Source organism: Rosenbergiella collisarenosi, assembly GCF_018494085.1.
Lineage (GTDB): Bacteria > Pseudomonadota > Gammaproteobacteria > Enterobacterales > Enterobacteriaceae > Rosenbergiella > Rosenbergiella collisarenosi.
Genome location: NZ_JABBFP010000002.1, coordinates 439,166 through 463,873, shown reverse-complemented (window position 1 = coordinate 463,873; position 24,708 = coordinate 439,166). Strand labels below are relative to the sequence as shown.

25 protein-coding genes and 1 riboswitch are annotated in these 24,708 nt (G+C 51.6%); of the genes, 15 read left to right on the top strand and 10 right to left on the bottom strand.

Annotated elements, in window-relative coordinates; genetic code table 11:
- Window position 1: 1 nt before the first annotated feature.
- The 9 genes from hisD to HGT70_RS05085 all read left to right on the top strand — a co-directional run bounded on the left by hisD (window position 2) and on the right by HGT70_RS05085 (window position 7,759).
- Window positions 2-1,309 (top strand): histidinol dehydrogenase, encoded by a 1,308-nt coding sequence (gene hisD, locus HGT70_RS05125; RefSeq protein ID WP_214195108.1) that lies wholly within the window; start codon window positions 2-4, stop codon window positions 1,307-1,309.
- Window positions 1,306-2,379, top strand: coding sequence for a histidinol-phosphate transaminase (gene hisC, locus HGT70_RS05120; RefSeq protein ID WP_214195107.1), 1,074 nt, complete (start codon window positions 1,306-1,308; stop codon window positions 2,377-2,379). Before hisD ends, hisC begins: the two co-directional genes overlap by 4 nt.
- A gap of 5 nt (window positions 2,380-2,384) precedes the next feature.
- Window positions 2,385-3,452 carry a bifunctional histidinol-phosphatase/imidazoleglycerol-phosphate dehydratase HisB gene (gene hisB / locus HGT70_RS05115; protein ID WP_214195106.1) on the top strand — a complete coding sequence of 356 codons (1,068 nt, stop codon included), beginning with the start codon at window positions 2,385-2,387 and terminating at the stop codon, window positions 3,450-3,452.
- Window positions 3,452-4,045: an imidazole glycerol phosphate synthase subunit HisH gene (gene hisH / locus HGT70_RS05110; protein ID WP_071430655.1), complete on the top strand. Its 594-nt coding sequence runs from the start codon at window positions 3,452-3,454 to the stop codon at window positions 4,043-4,045. The genes hisB and hisH overlap by 1 nt, the downstream gene beginning before the upstream one ends.
- On the top strand, window positions 4,042-4,779 hold the full coding sequence (hisA, locus tag HGT70_RS05105; protein ID WP_214195105.1) for a 1-(5-phosphoribosyl)-5-[(5-phosphoribosylamino)methylideneamino]imidazole-4-carboxamide isomerase: 738 nt from the start codon (window positions 4,042-4,044) through the stop codon (window positions 4,777-4,779). Before hisH ends, hisA begins: the two co-directional genes overlap by 4 nt.
- Window positions 4,761-5,537: an imidazole glycerol phosphate synthase subunit HisF gene (gene hisF / locus HGT70_RS05100; protein ID WP_214195104.1), complete on the top strand. Its 777-nt coding sequence runs from the start codon at window positions 4,761-4,763 to the stop codon at window positions 5,535-5,537. Before hisA ends, hisF begins: the two co-directional genes overlap by 19 nt.
- A complete protein-coding gene (hisIE, locus tag HGT70_RS05095) occupies window positions 5,531-6,145 on the top strand; it encodes a bifunctional phosphoribosyl-AMP cyclohydrolase/phosphoribosyl-ATP diphosphatase HisIE (protein WP_214195103.1) in 615 nt (204 codons plus the stop codon). The genes hisF and hisIE overlap by 7 nt, the downstream gene beginning before the upstream one ends.
- A gap of 136 nt (window positions 6,146-6,281) precedes the next feature.
- Window positions 6,282-7,064, top strand: coding sequence for an ABC transporter permease (locus HGT70_RS05090; RefSeq protein WP_214195102.1), 783 nt, complete (start codon window positions 6,282-6,284; stop codon window positions 7,062-7,064).
- Between the two features lie 2 nt (window positions 7,065-7,066).
- The gene (locus HGT70_RS05085) at window positions 7,067-7,759 is read left to right on the top strand and encodes an ABC transporter ATP-binding protein (protein WP_071430664.1); all 693 of its coding nucleotides are present in this window, start codon (window positions 7,067-7,069) and stop codon (window positions 7,757-7,759) included.
- Window positions 7,760-7,809: 50 nt separating this feature from the next.
- Here HGT70_RS05085 and gndA read toward each other — a convergent pair whose 3' ends face one another.
- From gndA to udk, 6 genes are all read right to left on the bottom strand, one after another.
- The gene (gndA, locus tag HGT70_RS05080; RefSeq protein WP_071430666.1) at window positions 7,810-9,216 is read right to left on the bottom strand and encodes an NADP-dependent phosphogluconate dehydrogenase; all 1,407 of its coding nucleotides are present in this window, start codon (window positions 9,214-9,216) and stop codon (window positions 7,810-7,812) included.
- Between the two features lie 162 nt (window positions 9,217-9,378).
- Entirely contained in the window at window positions 9,379-10,395 is a 1,017-nt protein-coding gene (gene galE, locus HGT70_RS05075) for a UDP-glucose 4-epimerase GalE (RefSeq protein WP_071430668.1), read from the bottom strand.
- Window positions 10,396-10,406: 11 nt separating this feature from the next.
- Window positions 10,407-11,315 (bottom strand): UTP--glucose-1-phosphate uridylyltransferase GalF, encoded by a 909-nt coding sequence (gene galF / locus HGT70_RS05070; RefSeq protein ID WP_214195101.1) that lies wholly within the window; start codon window positions 11,313-11,315, stop codon window positions 10,407-10,409.
- Window positions 11,316-11,408: 93 nt separating this feature from the next.
- Window positions 11,409-13,226, bottom strand: coding sequence for an outer membrane assembly protein AsmA (asmA, locus tag HGT70_RS05065; RefSeq protein WP_214195100.1), 1,818 nt, complete (start codon window positions 13,224-13,226; stop codon window positions 11,409-11,411).
- Between the two features lie 21 nt (window positions 13,227-13,247).
- Entirely contained in the window at window positions 13,248-13,829 is a 582-nt protein-coding gene (dcd, locus tag HGT70_RS05060; protein ID WP_071430673.1) for a dCTP deaminase, read from the bottom strand.
- Window positions 13,830-13,862: 33 nt separating this feature from the next.
- The gene (udk, locus tag HGT70_RS05055; protein ID WP_071430675.1) at window positions 13,863-14,504 is read right to left on the bottom strand and encodes a uridine kinase; all 642 of its coding nucleotides are present in this window, start codon (window positions 14,502-14,504) and stop codon (window positions 13,863-13,865) included.
- A gap of 224 nt (window positions 14,505-14,728) precedes the next feature.
- Here udk and HGT70_RS05050 point away from each other — a divergent pair, with 224 nt between their 5' ends.
- The 4 genes from HGT70_RS05050 to yegS all read left to right on the top strand — a co-directional run bounded on the left by HGT70_RS05050 (window position 14,729) and on the right by yegS (window position 19,153).
- Window positions 14,729-15,349, top strand: coding sequence for a phosphatase PAP2 family protein (locus HGT70_RS05050; RefSeq protein WP_071430677.1), 621 nt, complete (start codon window positions 14,729-14,731; stop codon window positions 15,347-15,349).
- A gap of 66 nt (window positions 15,350-15,415) precedes the next feature.
- Window positions 15,416-16,768: a molecular chaperone gene (gene yegD / locus HGT70_RS05045; RefSeq protein WP_214195099.1), complete on the top strand. Its 1,353-nt coding sequence runs from the start codon at window positions 15,416-15,418 to the stop codon at window positions 16,766-16,768.
- 108 nt (window positions 16,769-16,876) lie between these two features.
- On the top strand, window positions 16,877-18,229 hold the full coding sequence (gene trhP, locus HGT70_RS05040; RefSeq protein ID WP_214195098.1) for a prephenate-dependent tRNA uridine(34) hydroxylase TrhP: 1,353 nt from the start codon (window positions 16,877-16,879) through the stop codon (window positions 18,227-18,229).
- 27 nt (window positions 18,230-18,256) lie between these two features.
- Entirely contained in the window at window positions 18,257-19,153 is an 897-nt protein-coding gene (gene yegS, locus HGT70_RS05035) for a lipid kinase YegS (RefSeq protein ID WP_071430682.1), read from the top strand.
- Here yegS and thiD read toward each other — a convergent pair.
- The 4 genes from thiD to HGT70_RS05015 all read right to left on the bottom strand — a co-directional run bounded on the left by thiD (window position 19,142) and on the right by HGT70_RS05015 (window position 21,987).
- Window positions 19,142-19,960: a bifunctional hydroxymethylpyrimidine kinase/phosphomethylpyrimidine kinase gene (thiD, locus tag HGT70_RS05030; protein WP_214195097.1), complete on the bottom strand. Its 819-nt coding sequence runs from the start codon at window positions 19,958-19,960 to the stop codon at window positions 19,142-19,144. The genes yegS and thiD overlap by 12 nt on opposite strands.
- On the bottom strand, window positions 19,957-20,751 hold the full coding sequence (gene thiM, locus HGT70_RS05025; protein WP_214195096.1) for a hydroxyethylthiazole kinase: 795 nt from the start codon (window positions 20,749-20,751) through the stop codon (window positions 19,957-19,959). The genes thiD and thiM overlap by 4 nt, the downstream gene beginning before the upstream one ends.
- A 33-nt stretch (window positions 20,752-20,784) precedes the next feature.
- Window positions 20,785-20,878, bottom strand: a riboswitch (TPP riboswitch).
- A 207-nt stretch (window positions 20,879-21,085) separates the two neighbouring features.
- A complete protein-coding gene (locus HGT70_RS05020) occupies window positions 21,086-21,442 on the bottom strand; it encodes a putative T6SS immunity periplasmic lipoprotein (RefSeq protein WP_071430688.1) in 357 nt (118 codons plus the stop codon).
- 2 nt (window positions 21,443-21,444) lie between these two features.
- A complete protein-coding gene (locus HGT70_RS05015; RefSeq protein ID WP_214195095.1) occupies window positions 21,445-21,987 on the bottom strand; it encodes a type IV secretion protein Rhs in 543 nt (180 codons plus the stop codon).
- Between the two features lie 489 nt (window positions 21,988-22,476).
- Here HGT70_RS05015 and HGT70_RS05010 point away from each other — a divergent pair, with 489 nt between their 5' ends.
- Both HGT70_RS05010 and idnO read left to right on the top strand, forming a co-directional pair.
- A complete protein-coding gene (locus HGT70_RS05010; protein WP_214195094.1) occupies window positions 22,477-23,772 on the top strand; it encodes a D-serine ammonia-lyase in 1,296 nt (431 codons plus the stop codon).
- Window positions 23,773-23,941: 169 nt separating this feature from the next.
- Window positions 23,942-24,706 (top strand): gluconate 5-dehydrogenase, encoded by a 765-nt coding sequence (idnO, locus tag HGT70_RS05005; RefSeq protein WP_071430694.1) that lies wholly within the window; start codon window positions 23,942-23,944, stop codon window positions 24,704-24,706.
- Window positions 24,707-24,708 lie beyond the last annotated feature (2 nt).

The window sequence follows — 24,708 nt, the reverse complement described above, 5'->3', positions numbered from 1 at the left end:
GATGAGCGCGCTTAATCCTATCGTGTCTTGGGCGGCCCTAACGTCGCCACAACAAAAACAGTTGTTACAACGCCCGGCACTGGCTGCCGCAGGTCATATCGCTGAGACAGTACAGCAGGTTCTTGCACAAGTCCGTGCAGAAGGCGATACGGCATTGCGACGCTTTAGCCAGCAATTTGACCGTTGCGATATCGACCAGTTTGCGGTGTCTGCGACGCAAGTGATGCAAGCCTGCGAGCGGGTGAGCCCCGAACTGAAACAAGCCATGGCGGTGGCCCGCGATAATATCGAGAAATTTCATAACGCTCAGCAACTCTCCGTGGTCGATGTCGAAACACAGCCGGGTGTGCGGTGTCAGCAGGTTACGCGTCCCATTCAATCGGTCGGGCTCTATATTCCGGGAGGTAGCGCGCCGCTCTTCTCTACCGTATTAATGCTGGCAACGCCGGCGCAGATTGCGGGGTGTAGCCGCCGCGTGCTCTGCTCTCCTCCGCCGATTGCCGATGAAATCCTCTATGCCGCGCAACTGTGCGGTATCGAGGAGATCTATCAGATTGGCGGTGCGCAGGCGATTGCAGCGATGGCCTTTGGTACCGAGACACTTGCCAGTGTCGATAAAATTTTTGGACCCGGTAACGCGTGGGTCACCGAAGCTAAACGCCAGGTTAGCCAGCATTTGAATGGTGCGGCGATCGATATGCCAGCAGGCCCATCGGAAGTCTTGGTTATCGCCGATAGCGGAGCCACACCCGCCTTCGTGGCAGCGGATCTCTTATCGCAAGCCGAACACGGCCCCGACTCGCAGGTTATTCTCTTAACCCCCGACCAAGGCATGGCCGAGCAGGTTATTAGCGAAGTAGAGAAACAACTGGCCCTGCTGCCACGCGCGTCAACCGCCGCTCAAGCCTTAGCATCGAGCCAAGTGATCGTGGCGGCCGACCTCGCTGAGTGTATTGCGATCTCCAACCAGTATGGGCCGGAGCACTTAATACTGCAGGTGCGCAGTCCGCGTGATTGGGTGGAGCGTATCACTAGCGCCGGATCCGTATTCTTGGGCGATTGGTCTCCAGAATCGGCGGGGGATTATGCCTCTGGTACCAATCACGTGCTACCCACCTACGGTTATACGGCAACCTATTCAAGCCTCGGCTTGGCGGATTTTCAAAAGCGGATGACCCTGCAGGAATTAACGCCACAAGGCTTCCTCTCCCTTGCAGAGACCATCGAAACCTTAGCCGCGGCAGAACGCTTAGATGCGCACAAGAATGCCGTGACGTTACGGGTTAATGCCCTGAAGGAGTCATCATGAGTGAGCAACTTAGTCAGCTGGTACGTAAAAATGTCCGCGACCTCACGCCCTATCAGTCCGCGCGGCGTTTAGGAGGCAATGGTGACGTGTGGCTCAACGCCAACGAATACCCCACCGCCGTAGAGTTCGCGCTGACCCAGCAAACACTTAACCGCTATCCCGAATGTCAGCCGGTTGAGGTGATCGAACGCTATGCCCAGTATGCTGGCCTCAATGCCGATCAGGTCCTCGTTAGTCGCGGTGCCGATGAGGCCATCGAGCTATTAATCCGCGCCTACTGTGAGCCGGGGCAGGACAGCGTACTGTATTGCCCGCCGACCTACGGCATGTACAGTGTGAGCGCCGAAACCTATGGTGTGGCGACTCGGACTCAGCGACTGACGGCTGACTGGCAGCTAGACGTCCCGGCGATACTGCAGCAACTGGATACGGTTAAAATCGTCTACCTCTGCAGTCCAAACAACCCTACCGGTCACCTCCTCAATGCTGACGATATCCGCCAAGTGCTTGACGCTACCGCAGGTAAGGCGTTAGTGGTGGTCGATGAGGCCTATATCGAGTTTTGCCCACAGGCTTCTGTGGTGAGCTGGATGCAAACCTATCCTCACTTGATCGTATTACGTACCTTATCTAAGGCCTTCGCATTGGCGGGGTTACGCTGTGGCTTTTCCCTCGCGCAACCGGAGATAATTCAGACCCTATTAAAGGTCATCGCGCCTTATCCGCTCTCTACGCCGGTCGCCGATATTGCTAGCCAAGCCTTGAGCGAGGCAGGACTTGTCGCCATGCGTGAACGCGTCGCCGAGCTGAATCGTATCCGGGATAGTTTCATTCCACGTTTCGCTCAGTTAGCCTGCGTGGATCAAGCATTCTCCAGCGATACCAATTACTTTTTAATCCGCTTTCGTGATGCACAGACGGTGTTTAGCGGATTATGGAACCAAGGGATCATCCTGCGCGATCAGCGTAAAAATCCACTTCTCGATGATTGTCTACGCGTATCCATCGGTACCGACGCGGAGATGGAATCGCTCTATCAAGCATTGACTCAATTTGGTTCGAAGGAATAGCGCTAATGACCGATAAAATTCTCTTTATTGACCGTGACGGCACCCTGATTAGCGAGCCGCCCCTCGATTTTCAAGTGGATAGCCTCGATAAACTCGCCTTCGAGAGCGGCGTTATTCCAGCGCTCCTTCAGCTCCAACAAGCGGGTTATCAACTGGTGATGATCACCAACCAAGACGGTCTGGGAACAGAAAGCTTCCCTCAAGCCGATTTCGATCCACCTCACAACCTAATGATGCAGATCTTCGCTTCGCAGGGGATTAACTTCTCCGAGGTCTTGATCTGCCCTCACCTACCGGCCGACCATTGCGACTGCCGTAAGCCAAAAACGCAGCTGGTCGAAAAATGGTTGGTGGAGGGAAAACTCGATAAACCCAACAGCTATGTGATCGGCGACCGTGCTACCGACCTCACCCTAGCTGAAAACATGGGGATTGAGGGGATTCGTTATGGTGAGGAAGGCGAGGATTGGCCTAGCATCGCCAAACGATTAAGCCGCAAAGATCGCTATGCCAAAGTGGTACGTCATACTCATGAAACGCAAATTACCGTCGAGGTTTGGCTAGACCGCGAAGGGGAAAATAGTATCTCTACGGGGATTGGCTTCTTTGATCATATGCTCGATCAGATCGCCACCCACGGTGGCTGCCGCTTAAATATTCAAGCGAAAGGCGATCTTCACATCGATGATCACCACACGGTAGAAGATACTGGTCTAGCGCTCGGTGAAGCATTACTGAAGGCTCTGGGCGATAAACGAGGTATTGGTCGTTTCGGCTTCACCCTGCCGATGGATGAATGCCTTGCGCGCTGTGCGCTCGATATCTCTGGTCGTCCGTGGCTAGAATATAAAGCAGACTTCACTCACCAGCACGTGGGCGATTTAAGCACCGAAATGGTCGAACACTTCTTCCGTTCGCTCTCTTACACCATGGCGGCAACGTTGCACCTTAAAACCAAAGGGAAGAACGATCATCACCGGGTCGAAAGCCTGTTCAAAGCCTTTGGCCGCACACTGCGCCAAGCGATACGGGTAGAAGGTAATACCTTACCTAGCTCAAAAGGGGTGCTCTAATGGAGGTTGTGATCCTCGATACCGGTTGTGCCAACCTCTCTTCGGTGAAATGGGCGATCCAACGTTTAGGCTATCAACCGACCGTCAGCCGCGATAAACATGTCGTCCTCTCCGCCGATAAGTTACTCCTGCCTGGCGTCGGCACGGCGAGCGCCGCCATGCAGCAACTTGAAGAGCGTGATTTGATTTCACTGATCACACGCTGTACTCAGCCAGTCCTTGGCATATGCCTAGGCATGCAGATTCTCGGTAGCGAGAGTAAAGAGCGCGGTGAGGTGAAAACCTTAGGGTTAATCCCACAAGAGGTTCGGGCGTTAGAGACCGGAGAACTGCCTTCCCCTCACATGGGCTGGAATCAAATCACCGCGCAAGCGGGTCATCCGTTATTTCGTGATATCGATAAAGAGGCCTATTTCTACTTCGTGCACAGTTATGCAATGCCGGTCAATGCTTACACGATCGCGCAATGCCAGTACGGCGAGGCCTTTAGTGCTGCCGTACAACGCGATAACTTTTACGGTGTACAGTTCCATCCCGAACGCTCAGGGGCCGCGGGTGCTCAGCTGCTGAAAAACTTTTTGGAGATGTCATGATTATCCCCGCATTAGACTTGATTGAGGGTGCAGTCGTCCGTTTACATCAGGGAGATTATGGTCAGCAACGCGATTATGGCCGTGATCCACTTCCCCGTTTGCAGTCCTACCAACAGCAAGGCGCTGAGGTGCTGCACCTCGTCGACCTAACCGGTGCTAAAGATCCGGCTGCGCGACAGATTGCGTTACTCGCCCAATTACTCGCAGGCGTCAGCGTGCCAGTACAAGTCGGCGGCGGGATCCGCGAGCGCGAGGATGTGGTTGCCCTGCTACAAGCGGGAGCAACGCGCGTCGTCGTCGGATCAACTGCCGTACGTCAACCGGAGAAGGTTAAAGCGTGGTTCGAGGAGTTCGGTGCTGACGCTATCGTATTAGCGCTGGACATTCGTATTGACGATCAGCAGCGTAAAGAGGTGGCCATTAGCGGCTGGCAAGAGGCCTCCGGCGTCACCCTCGAACAAGTTATCGCCGATTATGAACCTTACGGCTTACGTCACGTGCTCTGTACCGACATTTCCCGCGACGGAACATTGCAAGGCTCCAATGTTGCCCTCTACCAAGAAATAACGGCTCAGTGGCCCGCCATCGCCTTCCAATCTTCCGGGGGGATCGGCTCCTTAGATGACATCGCAGCCCTACGGGGAAGTGGCGTACAAGGCGTGATCGTCGGTCGCGCATTACTGGAAGATAAGTTCACGGTCTCGGAGGCAATCTCATGCTGGCAAAACGGATAATTCCCTGTCTTGATGTTCGCGATGGGCAGGTCGTGAAAGGCGTTCAGTTTCGCGATCACGAGATTATTGGCGATATCGTTCCCCTCGCTGCGCGCTATGCCGCAGAGGGGGCTGATGAACTCGTGTTTTACGACATTACGGCTTCTTCTGCCGATCGTGTCGTGGATAAGAGCTGGGTAGCGCGTGTAGCCGAAGTGATCGATATTCCGTTCTGCGTCGCAGGAGGAATAAAATCGGTCGAGGATGCCGCTGAAATTCTCTCATTCGGTGCCGATAAAATTTCAATTAATTCCCCCGCCCTCGCCGATCCTGCCTTGATCACACGTCTCGCAGATCGTTTCGGTGTGCAGTGTATCGTGGTGGGGATCGATACATGGTTCGACGAAGCCTCTGGCACCTATCAAGTCAAACAGTTCACCGGCGACGAAGCGCGTACACGCAATACCGCGTGGCAGACCGCAGAGTGGGTGAATGAGGTACAACAGCGTGGTGCCGGCGAGATCGTGCTGAACATGATGAATCAAGACGGTGTCCGTCAGGGCTACGACATTCAACAGCTCAAAGCGATCCGCGTGCTCTGCCATGTGCCGTTAATTGCATCAGGGGGAGCTGGTACACCGCAGCACTTCCTAGACGCCTTCACACAAGCCGGTATTGATGGCGCACTCGCCGCATCCGTCTTTCACAAAAAAATCATTAATATTGGTGAACTCAAGCAGTTCCTTAAAGATAATCAAATAGAGGTTCGTCTATGTTAACGTCTGAACAGCAGGCCGCGCTCGATTGGCAAAAAACCGACAACCTCATCCCTGCGGTGATCCAACATGCCGTGTCGGGTGAAGTATTGATGCTCGGTTATATGAATCAAGAAGCGCTAGCGGTCACCCATCAGAGCGGTAACGTCACCTTCTGGTCGCGCTGTAAACAGCGCTTATGGATGAAGGGCGAGTCCTCTGGAAACGTCTTGACCGTCAAACAGATCACCGCCGATTGCGATCAGGATAGTCTGCTTATCCTCGCGCTTCCTCACGGGCCCACCTGTCATACCGGTACCTCAAGTTGCTTCTCACCAGCGGCTCCCGATTGGCAATTTTTGTGGCAACTAGAACAATTACTCGCTAGCCGTAAATCAGCCGATCCTAGCAGTTCCTATACGGCCAGTCTGTACGCGAGTGGAACTAAGCGTATTGCCCAGAAAGTCGGTGAGGAAGGTGTGGAGACGGCCTTAGCGGCTACCGTTCATGACCGCGATGAACTCACCAATGAGGCCTCAGATTTACTCTATCACCTCATCGTATTGCTCCAAGATCAGGATCTCGATCTGAGCGCCATCATCAACAATCTGCGCCAGCGCCACCAAGCCTAAACGCCAAGGAGTGGGCGAGTCGTTATCGCCCTCTCCTCTCAAAATGACCACTAATAACGCCCTCCAGAAATAATCTCATTCACAGCGTAGTGTAATACTCTGCATACTAGCGCCCTTTTCTCTGTGGAGATGGCGAATGGATTCTCTTACCTCTGAAATTAAACAAAGCATTAAACTCTTTGCCCTATGGCGAGCCTTAGCTTGGAACGATGTCGTCAATCGCTATCGGCGTTCAGTACTCGGTCCATTTTGGATCACACTGAGTATGGCGACCACCTTACTGGCTATGGGGCCTCTCTATGGCAGCTTATTCCAACTGTCTCTGCAGGATTTTTTGCCCCACCTCAGCCTAGGGTTAATCTTTTGGGCGTTATGCACGGGGATAATTCTGGAGAGTAGTACGGCGTTTAACGATGCCGCACATTTTATCCGTCAAACTCCCCTACCTTTTCCCTTATATATCTTACGCGTGACTTGGCGTCAGTTAATCATTCTGTTACACAACGTGACGGTACTGCCGGTGCTATTCTTCATCTATCCCCCCCACTGGTCGTGGACAATGCTGTTAATTATTCCTGCCCTACTCGTTACGCTTCTCTTTTTGAGTAGTGTTGGATTAATTACCGCCGTGCTCTGTACGCGCTATCGTGATCTCGCCCCTATCGTCACCAGCATGATGACGCTACTGTTTTTTATCACACCGATTATCTGGCAACTCTCTTTACTCCCTGCAGAACATCGCTTTCTCGCGCAATTGAACCCTTTTACACATTTTATTGAGCTACTGCGCGGCAGTGGATTAGGGGAAACCCCCGCGCTTCTAGAATGGGGGCTAACCCTGGCCCTCGCGCTCTTCGCCGCCTGTGTAGCGAATCTCCTGATCACCAAAAAGCGCACGCGTATCGCGTATTGGATTTAGCTATGTATATCGATTGCCAGCATCTCACGATTCAATTTCCAATTTATAACTCCCAGCAGCGCTCGATTAAGCGGTCATTGCTTAGCGCCGCAAGCGGCCGTCTACGACAAGTCGCGGGCTACACGACCGTCACCGCGCTAGACGATATTACTTTTTCGCTACAGGAGGGTGATCGACTCGCGTTACTTGGCCACAACGGGTGCGGTAAAACCACCCTACTGCGTGCCTTAGCCGGGGTTTATAGTCCGATAGCCGGGCAGTTAAACGTTAGCGGGCGTATCAGCTCACTCTTAGATGCGACACTAGGTATGGAGCCTGAGCTGACCGGGATGGAAAATATAAAGCTGCGTAGTCTGTTACTCGGCATACCGAAACAGCAGCTTGCGAATATCATAGAGGATGTAATCACGTTCAGTGAGTTAGCGGAGTTTATCTACCTGCCGGTACGCACGTACTCGAGCGGCATGGTGCTACGCCTTGCCTTTGCTATCTGCACCGCACGTACGCCTGAAATCCTACTGATGGATGAGTGGATCAGTGTAGGGGATGCCACATTTAAAGCGAAAGCAGAACACCGGCTAAACAGTTTTATTCAACAGGCGGCAATTTTGGTAATGGCGACACACGATCCACAGCTGGCTGAACGTGTCTGTAATCAGCAGTTGCAATTGGTACAGGGAAAGATGACGGCATAAAAAAAGCCAGTGACCGAGGCCACTGGCGAGAAGATGACTCACGTATAAAACTAGTCTAACCACTCAGTGTGGAAAACACCTTCTTTATCGGTACGCTTATAGGTATGTGCACCGAAGTAGTCACGTTGCGCCTGAATCAGGTTCGCAGGTAACACTTCTGAACGATAGCTATCGTAGTAAGCAATCGCTGCAGAGAAAGTCGGCATTGGGATACCGTTCTGTACAGCGTAGCTCACCACGTCGCGTAGCGCTTGTTGATACTCATCAGCGATATTTTTGAAATATGGCGCTAACAGTAAGTTAGCGATTTCTGGATTCTCTGCGTAAGCATCGGTGATCTTTTGCAGGAATTGCGCACGAATGATACAACCCGCACGGAAGATTTTCGCTAATTCACCGTAGTTCAGATCCCAGCTGTATTGGTCTGATGCGGCACGCAGCTGTGAGAAACCTTGCGCGTAAGAGACAATTTTACCTAGGTACAATGCACGACGGACCTTCTCGATAAACTCAGCTTTGTCACCGGTAAACGCGGCAACTTTCGGTCCAGTAAGGACTTTAGACGCAGCGACACGTTGTGATTTAAGCGAGGAGAGGTAACGCGCGAAGACTGACTCAGTGATCAGCGATAATGGCTCGCCGAGGTCCAGAGAGCTTTGGCTGGTCCACTTACCAGTACCTTTGTTCGCCGCTTCATCGAGGATCACGTCAACTAAGTAGTTACCGGTATCATCTTTCTTGGTGAAAATATCTTTAGTGATATCGATCAGGTAGCTGCTCAACTCGCCTTCGTTCCACTCGCTAAAGGTTTTCGCCAGTTCTTCGTTAGACAGGCCTAAAGAACCTTTCAGTACTGAGTAGGCTTCAGCAATAAGCTGCATATCACCATATTCGATACCGTTGTGAACCATTTTAACGTAGTGACCCGCACCGTCTGGACCGATATAGGTCACACAGGCTTCGCCTTCTGCGCGTGCAGCAATTTTATCAAAAATTGGCGCAACTAATTCGTAAGCTTCTTTCTGACCGCCAGGCATGATTGAAGGGCCTTTCAGAGCGCCTTCTTCACCACCAGAAACGCCGGTACCGATGAAGTTAAAGCCTTGGTCAGACAGTTCTTTATTACGACGAATAGTATCTTTATAGAACGTGTTACCGCCGTCGATCAGGATATCGCCTTTATCCAGGTGTGGTGTCAGCGAGGCAATGGTCTTATCTGTTGCTTCACCCGCTTGTACCATTAACAGGATACGGCGAGGTTTCTCTAAAGACTCAACAAACTCTTCAACGCTGTAGAAAGGCGCGAGTTTCTTGCCTGGATTTTCTGCGATCACTTCATCCGTTTTTTCACGTGAACGGTTGAAGATTGAGACAGTATAGCCACGGCTTTCAATATTTAGCGCGAGATTACGGCCCATTACTGCCATTCCGACAACACCAATTTGCTGCTTAGACATTACATTCTCCTGTCTGGTAGAAAGCTTACCTATGTGAACATTATGTTCTAGGTTTGTTAGCATGTACCTTGTTCTATAAGTTATATAAAAACCTGGCCGGGAAATCCATGCTTAACGCACGTATGATCAAGTCTATCCCGGTCAGATGCTTATTAATTAAACTTATTGGCCATATCCCTGAGGATTTTTTTGCTGCCAGCGCCAAGTATCGACCATCATTTCATCGATACCACGGGTCACTGTCCAACCTAATTCTTTTGCCGCCAACGCAGGTTCGGCCCAAAACGCAGCGAGGTCCCCCGCACGGCGCGGTTTAATTTCGAAGGGGATCGTGCAGCCTGAGGCTTGCTCGAACGCCTTAATCATCTCTAAGACCGAATAGCCCTTCCCGGCACCTAAGTTATACGCGCGGTAGCCTTCAGTACCCTTGAGATGGTCTAGCGCTTTCAAATGTCCTTCGGCTAAGTCCATCACATGGATATAGTCACGCTGGCAGGTTCCATCGGGGGTAGGATAATCTCCACCGAACACCCCGAGCTGCGGGAGTTTACCGATGGCAACCTGAGCAATATAAGGTAACAAATTATTCGGTATTCCCGATGGGTCTTCGCCGATCTCACCCGACTCATGCGCCCCTACTGGATTAAAATAACGCAGTGCAATGGTATTAAATTGCGGCTCGGACTTAGCGAAATCTTGTAATACTAATTCAGTCATCAACTTCGACGTGCCGTAGGGACTTGTCGTTCCACCGATCGCCGTCGTTTCGACATAAGGCACTGGCGCATCCGCACCATAAACCGTCGCCGAAGAGCTAAAAATAAAGTTCCAGATCCCAGCGCGACGCATCTCGTCTAACAGTACTAAAGTACCCGAAACATTATTTTCATAGTATTCGAGTGGCATCCGCGTCGACTCACCCACCGCTTTGAGCGCGGCAAAGTGAATAACGTCGGTGATAGTATGGTCTGCAAAGAGTGCACGCAGACAGTCTCTATCGCGAATATCCCCTTCTACAAAAACGGCACGTCGGCCGGCGAGCTTCGCTACACGCTCTAAAGCCTCTTGCGAGGCATTACACAAATTATCTAACACGACGACATCGTCGCCGCGTTCAAGCAGAGCCAGTACCGTATGAGAACCGATATAGCCTGCACCACCTGTTACTAAGATCGCCATAATGCTTTAGCCTACGCTTGTGATGTCAAAAGTTGTTTAATGGAATCTCTAAATGCCTGACCCGTTTGCGGATTGCGTAAGCCATACGCGACGAAGGCTTGCATATAGCCGAGCTTACGTCCGCAGTTATAGCTAATCCCGTGCAGCTCGCTGGCTTCAACGATATCTGTCTTGTTTAAGGCGGCAATCGCATCGGTTAATTGGATACGGCCCCAAGCACCGGGCTGTGTCGACTCTAGATGCGCCCAGACTTTTTCGGATAATACGTAACGGCCAACGGCAGCCAGCTGTGCATCGTCGGGCAGTGTCTCCACTTGATCAGGCTTTTCGATAAAATCGACGATACGGCAGGTATCCCCTGGTGCGGCGAGAGGCTGTTCGGTTGTAATCACCGAATACTCTGCAAGCTCCTCACGAGGGAGCGTCTGGCAAAGTACCTGCGACCGGCCAGTTTCGGCGAAACGAGAGATCATGGCGGCCAGGTTGTAACGTAGTGGATCGGCGCTCTGGTTATCGAGAATCACATCTGGAAGCACGACAACAAAAGGGTTATCGCCAACAAGAGGCTTAGCACAAAGAATAGCGTGGCCTAGGCCGAGAGGTTGCGGTTGGCGCACATTCATGATGGTCACGCCCGGCGGGCAAATGCTTTTCACTTCACTGAGTAGCTGGCGTTTGACACGCTGTTCGAGTAGCGCTTCAAGCTCATAGGTGGTATCGAAGTGGTTTTCGACTGCGTTCTTAGACGCATGAGTGACTAATACGATCTCTTTAATGCCTGCGGTGACACATTCATCAATAATATATTGGATCATCGGCTTATCGACGACCGGCAACATCTCTTTTGGAATTGCCTTTGTGGCGGGTAACATATGCATGCCGAGACCGGCAACAGGAATAACCGCTTTCAAATTTTTCATCTATTTTCCACTCGTTAGGTTGCATGCAAAACAGTATCGGCGAGCCTCTGTGCATAGAGCATAGGGCGAGTCTGAAACTCGCCCTTCACCGCGTCACGGGGTATGTTTACTCTTATCGTTATCCTTCAGCCACTGCTGTAATCGGCTCTTAAGGTTACTTCTTAATAATTTATCGACGGATAGCGAATATTGCAGATGATCCCAAGGCCCATAGAAGCGCAGCGGGATAGGTTGATTCGCCAGGAGCGCCAGCATCTCAGGGTCGCCTTTCCATCCTCGAGTGAGTAGATTGAAGGTAATATCAAGACCCCGCTGCGCGAAGTTAATATTACCTAATGCATTCAGAGAAACCTGCGCATTCTCGCCCTGTAACCGCGTAAGCTGTAAGGCCCCGTTAGCCAAGGTAAATTCACCGCGCATATCAGGGATAACCGGATGCAGCTTAGGATCAGAATTGACGCGGTTGCTCGCCCGGGTGACGGCATCGATAACCATTTGTTGAACGTTCATCCGTGGGATATCCAAGCTGAGTAATTCGACCTGAGATTGCCCTTGCCACTGCGTCAGTATCTCTTTGCCCTGTAAGCCTCGCCCTGAAAACTGCCCCAAGAGTGAAATATCGCCATGGAGAACGGGCGGAATTTGTAATAGAGGCTGGACAATCTGCAAGGGGATACGTTGCAAGTCAGTATGGATCTGAACGTCGGCGAGTTCTGGGCGGAAATCGACACTACCGTTTAGAGCAAAATGCCCGTTACCGACCTGTCCTGATAACGTTTTTAACGCCATCATTCCCTGTGAATTTTGTGCAGATAACGCCAACTTGCTGACCGTGACACCGTGCCAAGTGGCTTGATCCGCGGTCAACTCACTCGATATCTCGCTATGGTTCAACCAGTCGATAAATCCGCGATTATTTTCTTCTACCACCACCGGCGAGCGGCGATGCGCCGATGTCACGGTATTGTCTGTCGAAGTCGAGTCATCAGCGTTTGTTTGCTGAGTCACTGAGTGCCGCGTTAACAGCAACTGATCAAAGTTGGCCTTTTTGGCGTGTAACGTTAGGGCTAACTGCAGCGAGGGCGCTAACCGCCCGCGGGCCTCCCCACTGAAATCACTGTCGTTGGCCTGTAAGGTAAAATTAGTCAGATCAAACGCATTGTTACGTGGCGACCATTGGGCAGTAAAAGAGGTCTGGCCCTTTACCCCTTGCTCTGGCAGTGAGACGCCCTGCAGCTGATAGTCGCCTCGGTCAACCGAGAAGGCCAGCTTAAAAGGATAATGGCGCGCATCCATCTGCCCCTCGACATCTAGGGAAAAAGTTTGCTGATTACGCGTCAACGCGGTACTTAAACGATAGTGCCCTACACGGCTCTCATCTTGATGAAGGTCGAGATTTAATTCACGGAAATTCAGCTGTTCGCCCTGCGGATCTTGCCAGATAAGCAAGCTATTCACGATGGAAACGTGGGCGATATCCAGCGACCAGTGGCCGAGGGAGGGTGAAAAAGAAGAGGGTTCATCGGGGGCAATCGGGCCAGTATCGGTGCTTTTCGCCGCCGCATCGGGGAGAGCTTGCAGTACGGCGCGCGTGACCAACACCTTACTCACGCGCAACTGATGAGAAAGCAGCGGCAGTAATTCCACATCCAAGCGCATATTATCGGCGGTAACTGCAGGCTGGGAAGCTCCTGGCGCCGTCAACGATATGGGACCGCTCAAAATGCTGAGTTTAGGCCAAACATGCCAGCGCAAATCCCCTTTCAGCATCAATTGATAACCACTGCGTTTCTCGACTTGCTGCACCATATAGTGCTTAAAGTCATTGGGATTCACTAACAATACTAACGTGCACATTCCTGCGACGAGTACCGCAATGAGAATGGCGAAGGTGGTTATCAGCTTTCTCATGCCATCTCCCTTTGAGCGAAATTAGTCTTTATCGATTCGGCTAGCTACGGCACTTTGCTGATCGCGATATTTAGCATCTAGGCGGCTGTTATAAGGCCGCGCGGCAGGTCCCGATAAGGGTTCGAAACTCAACGCCCCGATTAACATGCCTGGACGTAGCGCTAACGGGAGTTTCCCAGAGTTAAAGAATTCTAACACGATCCGTCCTTTCCAACCTGGGTCGATGCGGTGTGCAGTGACGTGTACCATTAGCCCTAGGCGCGCTAGCGACGAGCGACCATCGAGCCAGCCTACCAAATCATTAGGTAACGTGACCGACTCATAGGTTACGGCGAGTGCCAACTCACCGGGATGCAAGAAAAAGGCTTCGTCCTCTTTAAGTACAATCTCTTCGCTCATCACTCGTTCTAAGGAGGCACTCACCTCGTCCTTAGGGCCACTCAGATCGATAAACGCCGCGGTATGCCCGCGGAAAGTACGAAAGCCATTCCCTAAGCGTACGTCAACCGTGGCACCATTTATCCGCTCGACGGGCGGGCGAGGCTCGATACCGAGTTTACCTTCGTCCATCCAAGCCTCAATGTCTCGGTCGCATAATCTCATAGTGGTTCCCTAATAAAATACTGCCAGTAAAATTTACTCAAAGAATTGATTAATCTTAGCTTTTAAAATATCGATCGCAATGCGATTTTTTCCGCCGCGAGGGACAATAATGTCAGCATACTGTTTTGAGGGTTCGATAAACTGTAAGAACATCGGACGGACGGTTTTCTGATACTGAGTCATCACCGAGTCCATTGAGCGACCACGCTCGTTGACATCGCGTTTCATTCTGCGCATCAGGCAAATGTCTAATGGGGTATCTACAAAGATCGAGAAGTTTAGTTCGTTACGCAGGCGAGCGTCGGTAAGGAGTAAGATCCCTTCCAAAATAATGACTTTCTTAGGCTTAAGCGTCTGCGTTTTTGCCATGCGGGTGTGTTCGGAATAACTGTACATCGGCAATTCAATCGACTGACCTGACTTAATTGCTTGCAGCTGGTTGAGTAATAAATCGTGATCCATCGCATTGGGATGGTCATAGTTCGTCTTGATTCGCTCTTCCATCGTGAGGTGGCTCTGGTCACGATAATAGCAATCTTCAGGGATAACACCGATATGTTCATCACCCACTTGGTCACGAATTTCACGATAAAGCGTACTAGCAATTAAACTTTTTCCGGATGCGGACGCGCCCGCAATTCCGATAATCACACACTGATGGGACTGGTCAGTCATTATTTTACAACCTGAAACTGAAGCCGAAACACCTACGATATTAAGCAAGTACTCAAGCTAAATGGGAGGATAAACGCCGATGATTATAAGGGTTTCATACCTGTGATGCTAGCGAAAAGCACTAGCATTTAAGAGTTTAGCGCTGTTTTTTTACCACCGGTTCGCTACACTAGCGCGCGGTATTGGCTGACGGACGGCCAATCATTCAAGACTTTTGGGGATTTATGCACTGGCAAACCTTGACCTTTTTTGGCGACAGCATGCTGCTGCTGCCCAGCGCAGTAGTCATGGCTTTCGCGCTGTTCTACAACACGTCGCGCTTCGCCACCGTCATCGCTTGGTTAGGCAGCTTCGGGGTCGCAGGCTTAGTCGTGAGTATTTCTAAGGTCTTATTTCTTGGATTTTTGATTGGTAGCGCGCGCTATAACTTTACCGGTTTTAGTGGCCATACCACGATGTCGACCACCTTCTGGCCGATCTTCTTTTGGTTTATCGCCCGCGGCTTTGCCCTTAAGCGTCCGCTTACGCTGGTATTTATCGGCTACCTTTTCGCTTTGGCAATTGCCTACTCTCGTCTGGTACTCCATGCACACTCGCCAAGCGAAGTTATTAGCGGCTTTCTCCTCGGTGCGTGTTGTAGCCTAGCCTTTCTGGCCTTACAACGAAAGGTTGCGTTCAAGCCGATCAATGCGGTTGAGTTAATCATTATCATCGCCCTTCCGCTCACGCTATTCTTACAGGGAAAGCCTGCGACCACCCAACATTTTTTAGGCACGCTCGCCGCAAAAATCGCCGGAATGGAACATCCTCATACGCGTCAACAGCTCTTATCTTTAGACCAGTAATAGTTAGCGATTGACTTTACTTGGTAACCCGTTAAAGTGCGCCCCTTTTATTAAGGGGGGTATAACATGGTAATTGGTTTCGATTATGGGACAGCAAACTGCTCAGTTGCGATAGAACGCGAAGGTCAGTTTCGACAACTGCCTCTAGCAGGTAGCGACAAATTACTCCCCTCGATGATCAGCGCGCCGATCCGTTCGGTCGTCAGCGAATGGCTCTACCGCCAACACGGCGTTAGCTATCAAACCGCCGCCGAAACGGCTCTATTACAGCAGGCACTACGTACCAACCGTGATGAAGACCTGCCGGTGGCTGCGCATAGCGTTCAGTTTGGCTTGGATGCCCTCAACCAATATATTGCAGACCCTCAAGACGTGTGGTTTGTGAAATCGCCCAAATCCTTCCTCGGCGCTAAAGGGCTTAAACCTCAACAGATTGCCTTTTTCGACGATGTCGTCTGCGCCATGATGCTGCACATCCGTCAGCAAGCGGAGTTACAGACGCAAAGCCCCATCGAACAAGCGGTGATTGGCCGCCCGGTGAATTTCCAAGGAACGGGGGGAGAGGATGCTAACCAACAGGCTGTCGGTATCCTGCGTCGTGCCGCCCTACGTGCAGGCTTTCGCGATGTCGAGTTTCAATTCGAGCCCGTCGCCGCAGGCTTAGAGTATGAAGCACAACTGACTCGCGAAACGCGAGTACTGGTCGTCGATATTGGCGGCGGAACAACCGACTGCTCATTACTACTAATGGGCCCCCAGTGGCGTGATAAGGCGGAGCGAAACGAGAGTCTTCTCGCCCATAGCGGCTGTCGCGTCGGCGGGAACGACCTCGATATTATGCTGGCCTATAAGCAGTTTATGCCGCTATTGGGGGCAGGTAGCCCTTCTCGCTCGGGTAAAGCCTTGCCGCTGTTACCTTGGTGGAATGCGGTGGCGATTAACGATGTGATGGCGCAAGGCGATTTCTATAGCGCCGCGGGCGGTCAACAGTTACAGCAAATGGTCAAAGATGCCCAGCATCCCGAGTCGGTCGCACGACTGCTCACGCTGTGGCGAGAGAAGCAGAGTTATCAGCTCGTACGTAGCGCGGAGCAAGCGAAAATTGACCTTTCAGCGCAATCGTCGACCACCATTGATCTCGCCTACCTTGAGGCGGGGCTAGACCACGGCTTATCTGCAGACGCGTTACGCGAGGCGATCGATTCTCCTCTACAAAAAATGCTACAACAGGTCGTCGAGGTCATGGAGCAATCGACACTGACCCCCGAGGTCATCTATCTGACGGGGGGTAGCGCGCGCTCTCCTCTCCTGCGCCACGCATTAGAACAGCTGCTACCGAACACCCCTATCATTCAAGGGGATGATTTCGGCTCAGTCACTCTAGGGCTGACCCGCTGGGCGAATACCCTTTTTAGGTAGTCAGATCAAGACATCTGCGGTTAGTCATTGTCGAGCTACCACTCGCCCCCTAGAATCCCCAACTTTTGCAGGGAAATAGACAGCTCTGCTTAAGTTTGGGATAGGACGATGACAACCGAATTACTCTCTCCAGCCGGTTCGCTAAAAAATATGCGCTATGCGTTCGCCTATGGGGCAGATGCCGTCTATGCGGGGCAACCCCGCTATAGCCTGCGCGTAAGAAACAATGAATTTACGTTAGAAAATCTAGCGCTTGGCATTCAAGAAGCGCATCAATTGGGCAAGAAATTTTATGTGGTGAGCAATATTGCGCCGCATAACGCAAAACTTAAGACCTTTATCCGCGATCTAACGCCGGTCGTCGCGATGCAACCCGACGCACTAATTATGTCTGACCCCGGGTTAATCATGCTGGTGCGCGAACACTTCCCCACCCTCCCCATCCATCTGTCAGTACAGGCAAATGCGGTCAATTGGGCCACCGTCGCATTTTGGCAAACTCAGGGCATCAGCCGAGTCATTCTCTCTCGTGAGCTATCGTTAGAAGAAATTGCCGAGATCCGCCAACGCGTCCCCGAGATGGAACTCGAAGTGTTCGTACATGGCGCGCTCTGTATGGCCTACTCCGGCCGTTGTTTACTCTCGGGCTATTTAAATAAACGTGATCCTAACCAAGGGACCTGTACTAACGCCTGTCGCTGGGACTATAAAGTCACCGCAGCCCGTGAAAATGAGTGTGGTGATATCGTAGAGCGCGTCTCGCCAGCCCCAACCCTTGGCATAGGGCCGACCACCCAGCAGGCTCTGCTCTTAACGGATAAAATGCGTCCCGATGAACCGATGAGTGCGACGGAAGATGAGCATGGGACCTATATCATGAATTCGAAAGATTTACGTGCGGTAGAACATGTGCCGCGCCTTAGCGAACTCGGCGTGCACTCTTTGAAAATCGAAGGCCGCACTAAGTCCTTCTACTACTGTGCGCGCACTGCGCAGGTGTATCGTAAAGCTATCGATGATGCGCAAGCCGGCAAGCCTTTTGACCGCTCGCTCCTGACCACATTGGAAGGCTTAGCCCACCGCGGCTATACCGAAGGTTTTTTACGCCGCCATACCCACGATAGCTATCAGAATATTCAACAGGGCTATTCCGTGTCCGACCGCCAGCAATTTGTGGGTGAGTTTAGCCAAGCGCGCGATCAAGGTTTCGCCGAGGTGATCGTTAAAAATAAGTTTCAGTGCGGTGACCAGTTGGAAGTGATGACGCCCAAGGGGAACTTCTCGTTTACCCTTACGACTCTCAGAGATAAAAATCATCGAGATATCATCGTGGCCCCCGGTGATGGTTATCGTGTATGGCTCCCCATCCCTGCCGACACAACACTTGAGTTCGCACTGTTAGTGCGCCATTTGGAAATGGGACAGACAACACAAGCGCCGCATCGTCAAGATATGGTATAAAGAAGCCCATTTGATTAAGCGAAGGTAATGAGCATGGCCCCAGCGTTTCTGATTTTAAACGGCAAAAAAGCCAGTGAGCCCACCATCCGTGACGCGGTCACTCAATTGCGCGATGAGGGGATCAACCTACAAGTCAGAGTGACCTGGGAGTTTGGTGACTGCCATCGCTTCATTAAAGAAGCTATTGCTGCACGCTGTTCAACCCTTATCGTCGGCGGCGGTGATGGTAGCCTAAACGAGGCAGTAAATAGCTTAATGCAATTCTCCGCGGATCAACGTCCCCCCCTCGCCGTACTACCTTTAGGAACGGCGAATGACTTCGCTACCAGTGTGGGGATACCCCAAGAACCTGAGGCGGCGCTGCGGTTAGCCCTGACTGCGACGGCTCATCCCATCGACCTGGCGTGTGTCAACCAACAGCACTACTTTATCAACATGGCAACGGGTGGCTTTGGAACGCGGATCACCACTGAGACGCCAGAGAAGCTAAAATCAGCGTTGGGTGGCGCGTCCTATATCCTGCACGGACTTCTACGGATGGACCGATTGAAGCCCGATAGTTGCACGATTACTAGCGAACAGTGGCAATGGCAAGGCGACGCCTTAGTCATTGCGGTCGGCAATGGCCGTATCGCCGGGGGCGGACAACGATTATGCCCAACCGCCTTGATCAATGATCAGCAGCTGGCCTTAACCATTATCACCGCCCAAGAGGTTCTCCCCTCCCTGCTCCATGCCTTAACGCGTGATGATGAAAATCCGAATATCATCAATCAGCGCGCCAGTGAATTTACCCTCACTAGCGAACATACCATGACTTTTAATCTAGATGGCGAACCCTACAGCGGCACTCGCTTTCACTTCAACGTATTAGGCGAAGCGATCCGCTTTCGTCTACCCAGCCCTTGTACCCTATTGGGGTAGTGTCACCGGCCAATGTTGATAAAAGTGGTGGACGGGGCCATGACCCTGTCCAACATCTAGCTCATCAGCATGTGCAATCGCCCCTTGTAACCAGCGTTTCGCTAGCCACGTCGTCTGCGACCAGTCAGTACAGTGTGGTCGAAGGGCTGCTAGGGCTGCCGATAAGCTGCATCCCGTTCCATGAGTGTTACGCGTGGCGATTCTCGGCTGAGTAAAACGTTGATGTCCGGCTGAGGTAATCAACCAATCAGGACTCTCTACCGCTTGGAGATGCCCTCCTTTCATCAATACCGCCTCACAGCCTAGTGCTAAGAGTCGCTCGCCCTGATCGCGCATCTGCTGTTCACTCTGTGCAGGACGGCAATCGAGTAGCGCCGCGGCTTCTGGAATATTAGGCGTGATGATAGAAACGGTTGGGATCAAGACCTCACACAAGCAACGTATCGCATCAGGATCTAACAGAGGATCGCCACTTTTTGCGAGCATTACCGTATCCACTATGCGCCAAGGGATCATTGAGCCTTGTAAGGCTGTGGCCACCGTTTCAATAATCTCTTGGCGATGCAACATCCCCATCTTCACACTGGTAATATTAACATCGGACAGCACCGAGTCTAATTGCTGACCGACAAACTCTGCCGAAACCGGAAATACCCCCTGTACTCCACAGGTGTTTTGGGCCACCAGCGCCGTAATAACACTTGCGCCATAGCCACCGAGCGCACTAAAGGTTTTCAGATCGGCTTGGATCCCCGCCCCCCCGGACGGGTCTGTGCCGGCAATGCTGAGGAGATTATAAGGGCTCATGGCGCCGCCCTCAGCTGCGCAAATCCGTCGAGTAGATGCATCGCAAATGTCCCAGGGCCAACGGCGTGTTGTGCCGCGTACTCAGCAGCCCGTGACATCATCCAACAGCCACTGGCAACGTTGATCAGGCGATCGCCACCTAGCGTCGCGAAGGCGGCACATAGCGCAGAGAGCGCACAGCCTGCGCCGGTCACGCGGGTCGCCAGCGCGCTACCGCCTGAAACCTTATACGTTCGCTGACCGTCGGTAATGAGATCGTATTCGCCGGTAATCACTACAATGCTCTCGGCATGGGTGGCCAATTGCTGAGCAGCCGCGAGTGCCTGCTCAGTACTCATTTGCGTCTCTGGCCCACGTCCAGTCGCCGCTTCTCCTGCCAATACACTTATCTCCGAGGCATTACCGCGAATAATGCTGGGACGCAACGCAAGTAGCTTACGGCAAAATTCGGTACGCAGTGTTAAACCGCCCACCGCAACCGGATCGAGCACCCAAGGCTTCGCGAATCGGTGAGCATTTTCCGCCGCATGGTAGTAGGTAGGACAATGTTCATGATGCAAGGTACCGACGTTCAGCAGTAGTCCGTCGGCGACCGCTGCGAACTCTTGGCATTCGCTCGGGTCGATAATCATCGCGGGAATCGCCCCGGCGGCAAGCAGCATATTGGCGGTAAAATTCTGTACGACAGTGTTGGTGATGCAGTGAATGAGTGGCGAACGAACGGCGAGCTGAGCGATCGCCTGTTCGGCAGTCAGGCTCTCAAGCTCTAGTATGGCAGTATCTGTGGGCATGGTGTCTCCCACCGGCGGCAGAAAGACAGCCCCTGTTGAGGCGAGTGACTTTCCTACGCTGGCATTATCCAGTTCAGGTAGTACGGGTATTTCTCAGCCTTAACATCAGGCACCCCGAGTCATGTAGAGTAAATCTCTAAACTTTTTTCAGCTTAAGGGAAGTTGCTCGCTGAAGCAAGCTCGCCTACCCTATACTCACTCTAGACTATTACCGGTGCAATTATCACCTTAAATGCCACCCGCCTCATGTCATCGCCGTGTACGGGATCTCTACACACCCTTCATTATACTTAACCACACACTTACGTTTGAGTGAACCAGCGCCGATCGCCCCTTATTCTTTAGGATAAGAAAATTCAGCAATAACTAAATGCGGCGCTGACTGATTCGATTGGACACCATAAGCGACGTTATAGCGCTCACCAAAAATAAACCTAAAACCGAACACAGGCAGGCACTCACCCTTTGGAACATAAATAGGCTTGTCATCGAAAATCTTGTGAAGAGAGTCGTTCGTATCAGTGTTGATTTGAATAGCCGTGATCCGTTGCTGTGGCTTTAGTGGTGAAATCACACAAACTTGCTTATCATTGATAGATACGGTTGTAGATTCACGATCTATCATTCGATCACCCGGTCCAGGACATCCGGTTAGGAGAAAAATGATGGGCAGCCATATCCTATTTTTCATGATTAATATCCTTTCCCGGTTACGATTTTTTGGTAGAGCGTGGAGACATCCTGCAACGTATCAACACCCCTATATCTCCCCATTTTTCCAGGCTTCTGGTAGTAAGACCATGTCTCGGTCCCATAAACTAGCAGTAACCAATAATCAGCTAGAATCGAGGCTTGCTGTTCAAGTGAATAATCAGTGAGTTTTACTTTATCCAGTCTATAACTATATTCAGCAGCCCAACTGAATGCCCCCCGCATTCTTACCCATTGACCATGTTGGTATTGCCAGACATGAGCTAGCTCATGAATGAAAACATATCTATCTTCGATAAAAACCGAGTTTGCGGAAAAATCATCCCTATACATCGACTTCCTATACCATAACTCCCCGTTAGGAGTCATCGCGTAGCGCTGATGTTGCAGTCCGAAAGGTAGATAACTGTCACAATGAATCCAGACTCGGCTATAAACTATCGACTCACCGAACACCATTCGAGCCATTACTATCTCGCCCAACGTCATCCGGCGTACTATTCCTTCCACAGCCTGAGCGCTCATAACCCACTCTCCTTGTAAGGTTTATTTCAGAGTACAGCAAAATATATAACTAATAGATTATGCACGGTAAAGCCTTACTGCTCATCAATGATCCCTTGCAGATTATCCACCGGTCACCTAAGAAACTGATGTAGAGTTTGAGATGCTTATCGATAAGGCCAATCGCCACCTCACCGTGATCTAGGCGAGTAAAAGTTGTAGCCCGAGTTCTCGATGACTGATGGTACTGGGCGTTAAACAGCGTTAACAATCGAATATTTCTCAACCATCAATACAAAAACCTGTAAACACTTGAGGACTATTCAGAGTGTCACCCATCCTATTTTTGTGGAATAAAAATCAGTTTTGCGTGCTGAGTCTATCTCTTCAGGCTTAGCTGAACAGCGATCACTTGTCAGTCGGTCTATGACCGCAGTATTCTGGCTAGCGCTTCACCATGACTCGTCATCCTGTCACCTACCGCTATTTTTGTAATAAGTGAATAAGATTATGACTGCTAAATTTGCTCAGCTGCATAGATTGGAAATCGTACAACAACTCGCTGCCCAGACTCCTGTGCTGTGGAATAATCCGCAACAACTGCCTGTTTCCGAAGGATTAATACAGGTAGGGTTAACGTTAGAAGACGTCCAAGAGGCCGCGGCGCGCTTACAACGATTTGCCCCATTGATCGCTGAAGCCTTCCCAGAGAGTCGCTCACGAGGAGGGATCATTGAATCGGAGGTGGTGGCACTCCCTGCTATGCAACAGGCGCTCATGCAACAAGGGCCTTTGGCGGGGAAACTCTGGTTGAAGAAAGATAGCCATCTGCCGATTTCAGGCTCGATCAAAGCGCGTGGTGGGATCTACGAAGTGCTGGTTCTGGCGGAAAAACTCGCCCTCGATGCGGGGTTAATCCGCGAACAGGACGATTACCGCCGCCTCTTAGCCCCCCAGTGCCGTGAATTTTTCGGGCGCTATAAAATTGCGGTAGGATCGACCGGCAACCTTGGGTTATCGATTGGGATTATGGGGGCAACATTAGGCTTCCAAGTTATCGTTCATATGTCAGCGGATGCCCGGGAGTGGAAAAAACAGCGGCTGAGAGACCACCAGGTTACCGTGGTCGAGCACGAAGATGACTACAGCGTTGCCGTCGAGCAAGGCCGACAAACAGCGGCTGACGACCCCTACTGTTTCTTTATCGATGACGAACACTCGCACACACTATTCCTAGGCTATGCCGTCGCTGGCTTACGCCTCCCGGAGCAATTAGCAGCATTAGGCATTAACGTTGATCGCGAACATCCGCTTTATGTCTACTTACCCTGTGGTGTAGGTGGTGGACCGGGGGGCGTGGCGTTTGGACTCAAGCTTGCCTTTGGCGATGCCGTACACTGCTTCTTCGCCGAACCGACACACTCCCCCTGTATGCTACTTGGCATGAGCACGGGTTATCACGACGCCATCTCTGTTCAAGATATTGGCCTAGATAATCAAACCATCGCCGATGGCTTAGCCGTGGGTCGTGCCTCAGGATTCGTAGGACGTGCCATGCAATCGCTGATCGACGGCTGTTACACCCTAAGCGACCAACGACTTGCGGACTTACAGCTTTTACTCCATCGCACGGAAAATATTCAACTGGAGCCTTCGGCATTGGCCGGTATGCAAGGTCCATTGTGGGTATGCAGCGAACCGACGTTGCAGCTTGAGAAGGCCACGCATCTGGTCTGGGCAACCGGTGGCAGTATGGTGCCAGAAGAGGAAATGCAACGTTATCTTGCGATGGGTAAACCTCAATAGTCGTCTTGCGCCGTGCTATCGCGAGGAAGAAAGCGAGCCTAGCGCACGCTTTGCGTATCATCGATTTGTAAAATAGAAAAACAGTGATATAGATCACATTAACAGCAGCGCTAATTTCGCTAAATAAGCCTCGATTGATTTTACTTGATGATGAATAAGGAAAACTTGCATGAGCCAACTCTTCTCACTGGCAACTAAACGCGCGCTCATTACCGGATCAGGACGGGGAATTGGGTTTCTGATGGCGAAGGGATTAGCCGAGGCAGGGGCTGAAGTTATTATCAACGCCACGCAACAGGCCGGTGCACAGAGCGCTGCCGAGAAGCTTCGCGCACTGGGTCATAACGCCCATGCGGTCGCTTTCGATGTGACTGATTCTCATCAGGTAAATCAAGCTATCGATGATATCGAGGCGAAAATAGGTCCTATCGATATCCTGATCAATAACGCAGGTATACAGCGCCGCCGTCCGTTTCTTGAGTTTGCAGAGCAAGATTGGAACGACGTCATCGCCGTAAACCAAACGGCTGTATTCCTCGTATCGCAAACCGTCGCGCGCCATATGGCTAAACGTCAGGCGGGTAAGATAATTAATATTGGCTCGATGCAGAGCGAGTTAGGTCGTGACACGATTACGCCTTATGCTGCCTCAAAAGGCGCAGTCACCATGCTAACCCGTGGGATGTGCGTCGAATTAGCACGCTATAATATTCAAGTTAACGGCATTGCCCCCGGCTACTTCGCTACCGAAATGACGCAAGCATTGGTCGACGACCAGGCCTTTACCGATTGGCTAACCAAACGCACACCTGCGGCGCGCTGGGGAAACCCTGAAGAGCTAATCGGCGCCGCCGTCTTCCTATCATCGAAAGCCTCCGACTTCGTTAACGGCCATCTACTGTTTGTCGATGGCGGCATGCGGGTCGCGGTCTAACG

What these genes read in the sequence shown, in the direction of transcription:
- hisD (WP_214195108.1), top strand. Translation starts at nt 2, where the DNA reads ATGAGCGCGCTTAATCCTATCGTGTCTTGGGCGGCCCTAACGTCGCCA.
- hisC (WP_214195107.1), top strand. Translation starts at nt 1,306, where the DNA reads ATGAGTGAGCAACTTAGTCAGCTGGTACGTAAAAATGTCCGCGACCTC.
- hisB (WP_214195106.1), top strand. Translation starts at nt 2,385, where the DNA reads ATGACCGATAAAATTCTCTTTATTGACCGTGACGGCACCCTGATTAGC.
- hisH (WP_071430655.1), top strand. Translation starts at nt 3,452, where the DNA reads ATGGAGGTTGTGATCCTCGATACCGGTTGTGCCAACCTCTCTTCGGTG.
- hisA (WP_214195105.1), top strand. Translation starts at nt 4,042, where the DNA reads ATGATTATCCCCGCATTAGACTTGATTGAGGGTGCAGTCGTCCGTTTA.
- hisF (WP_214195104.1), top strand. Translation starts at nt 4,761, where the DNA reads ATGCTGGCAAAACGGATAATTCCCTGTCTTGATGTTCGCGATGGGCAG.
- hisIE (WP_214195103.1), top strand. Translation starts at nt 5,531, where the DNA reads ATGTTAACGTCTGAACAGCAGGCCGCGCTCGATTGGCAAAAAACCGAC.
- HGT70_RS05090 (WP_214195102.1), top strand. Translation starts at nt 6,282, where the DNA reads ATGGATTCTCTTACCTCTGAAATTAAACAAAGCATTAAACTCTTTGCC.
- HGT70_RS05085 (WP_071430664.1), top strand. Translation starts at nt 7,067, where the DNA reads ATGTATATCGATTGCCAGCATCTCACGATTCAATTTCCAATTTATAAC.
- gndA (WP_071430666.1), bottom strand. Translation starts at nt 9,216, where the DNA reads ATGTCTAAGCAGCAAATTGGTGTTGTCGGAATGGCAGTAATGGGCCGT.
- galE (WP_071430668.1), bottom strand. Translation starts at nt 10,395, where the DNA reads ATGGCGATCTTAGTAACAGGTGGTGCAGGCTATATCGGTTCTCATACG.
- galF (WP_214195101.1), bottom strand. Translation starts at nt 11,315, where the DNA reads ATGAAAAATTTGAAAGCGGTTATTCCTGTTGCCGGTCTCGGCATGCAT.
- asmA (WP_214195100.1), bottom strand. Translation starts at nt 13,226, where the DNA reads ATGAGAAAGCTGATAACCACCTTCGCCATTCTCATTGCGGTACTCGTC.
- dcd (WP_071430673.1), bottom strand. Translation starts at nt 13,829, where the DNA reads ATGAGATTATGCGACCGAGACATTGAGGCTTGGATGGACGAAGGTAAA.
- udk (WP_071430675.1), bottom strand. Translation starts at nt 14,504, where the DNA reads ATGACTGACCAGTCCCATCAGTGTGTGATTATCGGAATTGCGGGCGCG.
- HGT70_RS05050 (WP_071430677.1), top strand. Translation starts at nt 14,729, where the DNA reads ATGCACTGGCAAACCTTGACCTTTTTTGGCGACAGCATGCTGCTGCTG.
- yegD (WP_214195099.1), top strand. Translation starts at nt 15,416, where the DNA reads ATGGTAATTGGTTTCGATTATGGGACAGCAAACTGCTCAGTTGCGATA.
- trhP (WP_214195098.1), top strand. Translation starts at nt 16,877, where the DNA reads ATGACAACCGAATTACTCTCTCCAGCCGGTTCGCTAAAAAATATGCGC.
- yegS (WP_071430682.1), top strand. Translation starts at nt 18,257, where the DNA reads ATGAGCATGGCCCCAGCGTTTCTGATTTTAAACGGCAAAAAAGCCAGT.
- thiD (WP_214195097.1), bottom strand. Translation starts at nt 19,960, where the DNA reads ATGAGCCCTTATAATCTCCTCAGCATTGCCGGCACAGACCCGTCCGGG.
- thiM (WP_214195096.1), bottom strand. Translation starts at nt 20,751, where the DNA reads ATGCCCACAGATACTGCCATACTAGAGCTTGAGAGCCTGACTGCCGAA.
- HGT70_RS05020 (WP_071430688.1), bottom strand. Translation starts at nt 21,442, where the DNA reads ATGAAAAATAGGATATGGCTGCCCATCATTTTTCTCCTAACCGGATGT.
- HGT70_RS05015 (WP_214195095.1), bottom strand. Translation starts at nt 21,987, where the DNA reads ATGAGCGCTCAGGCTGTGGAAGGAATAGTACGCCGGATGACGTTGGGC.
- HGT70_RS05010 (WP_214195094.1), top strand. Translation starts at nt 22,477, where the DNA reads ATGACTGCTAAATTTGCTCAGCTGCATAGATTGGAAATCGTACAACAA.
- idnO (WP_071430694.1), top strand. Translation starts at nt 23,942, where the DNA reads ATGAGCCAACTCTTCTCACTGGCAACTAAACGCGCGCTCATTACCGGA.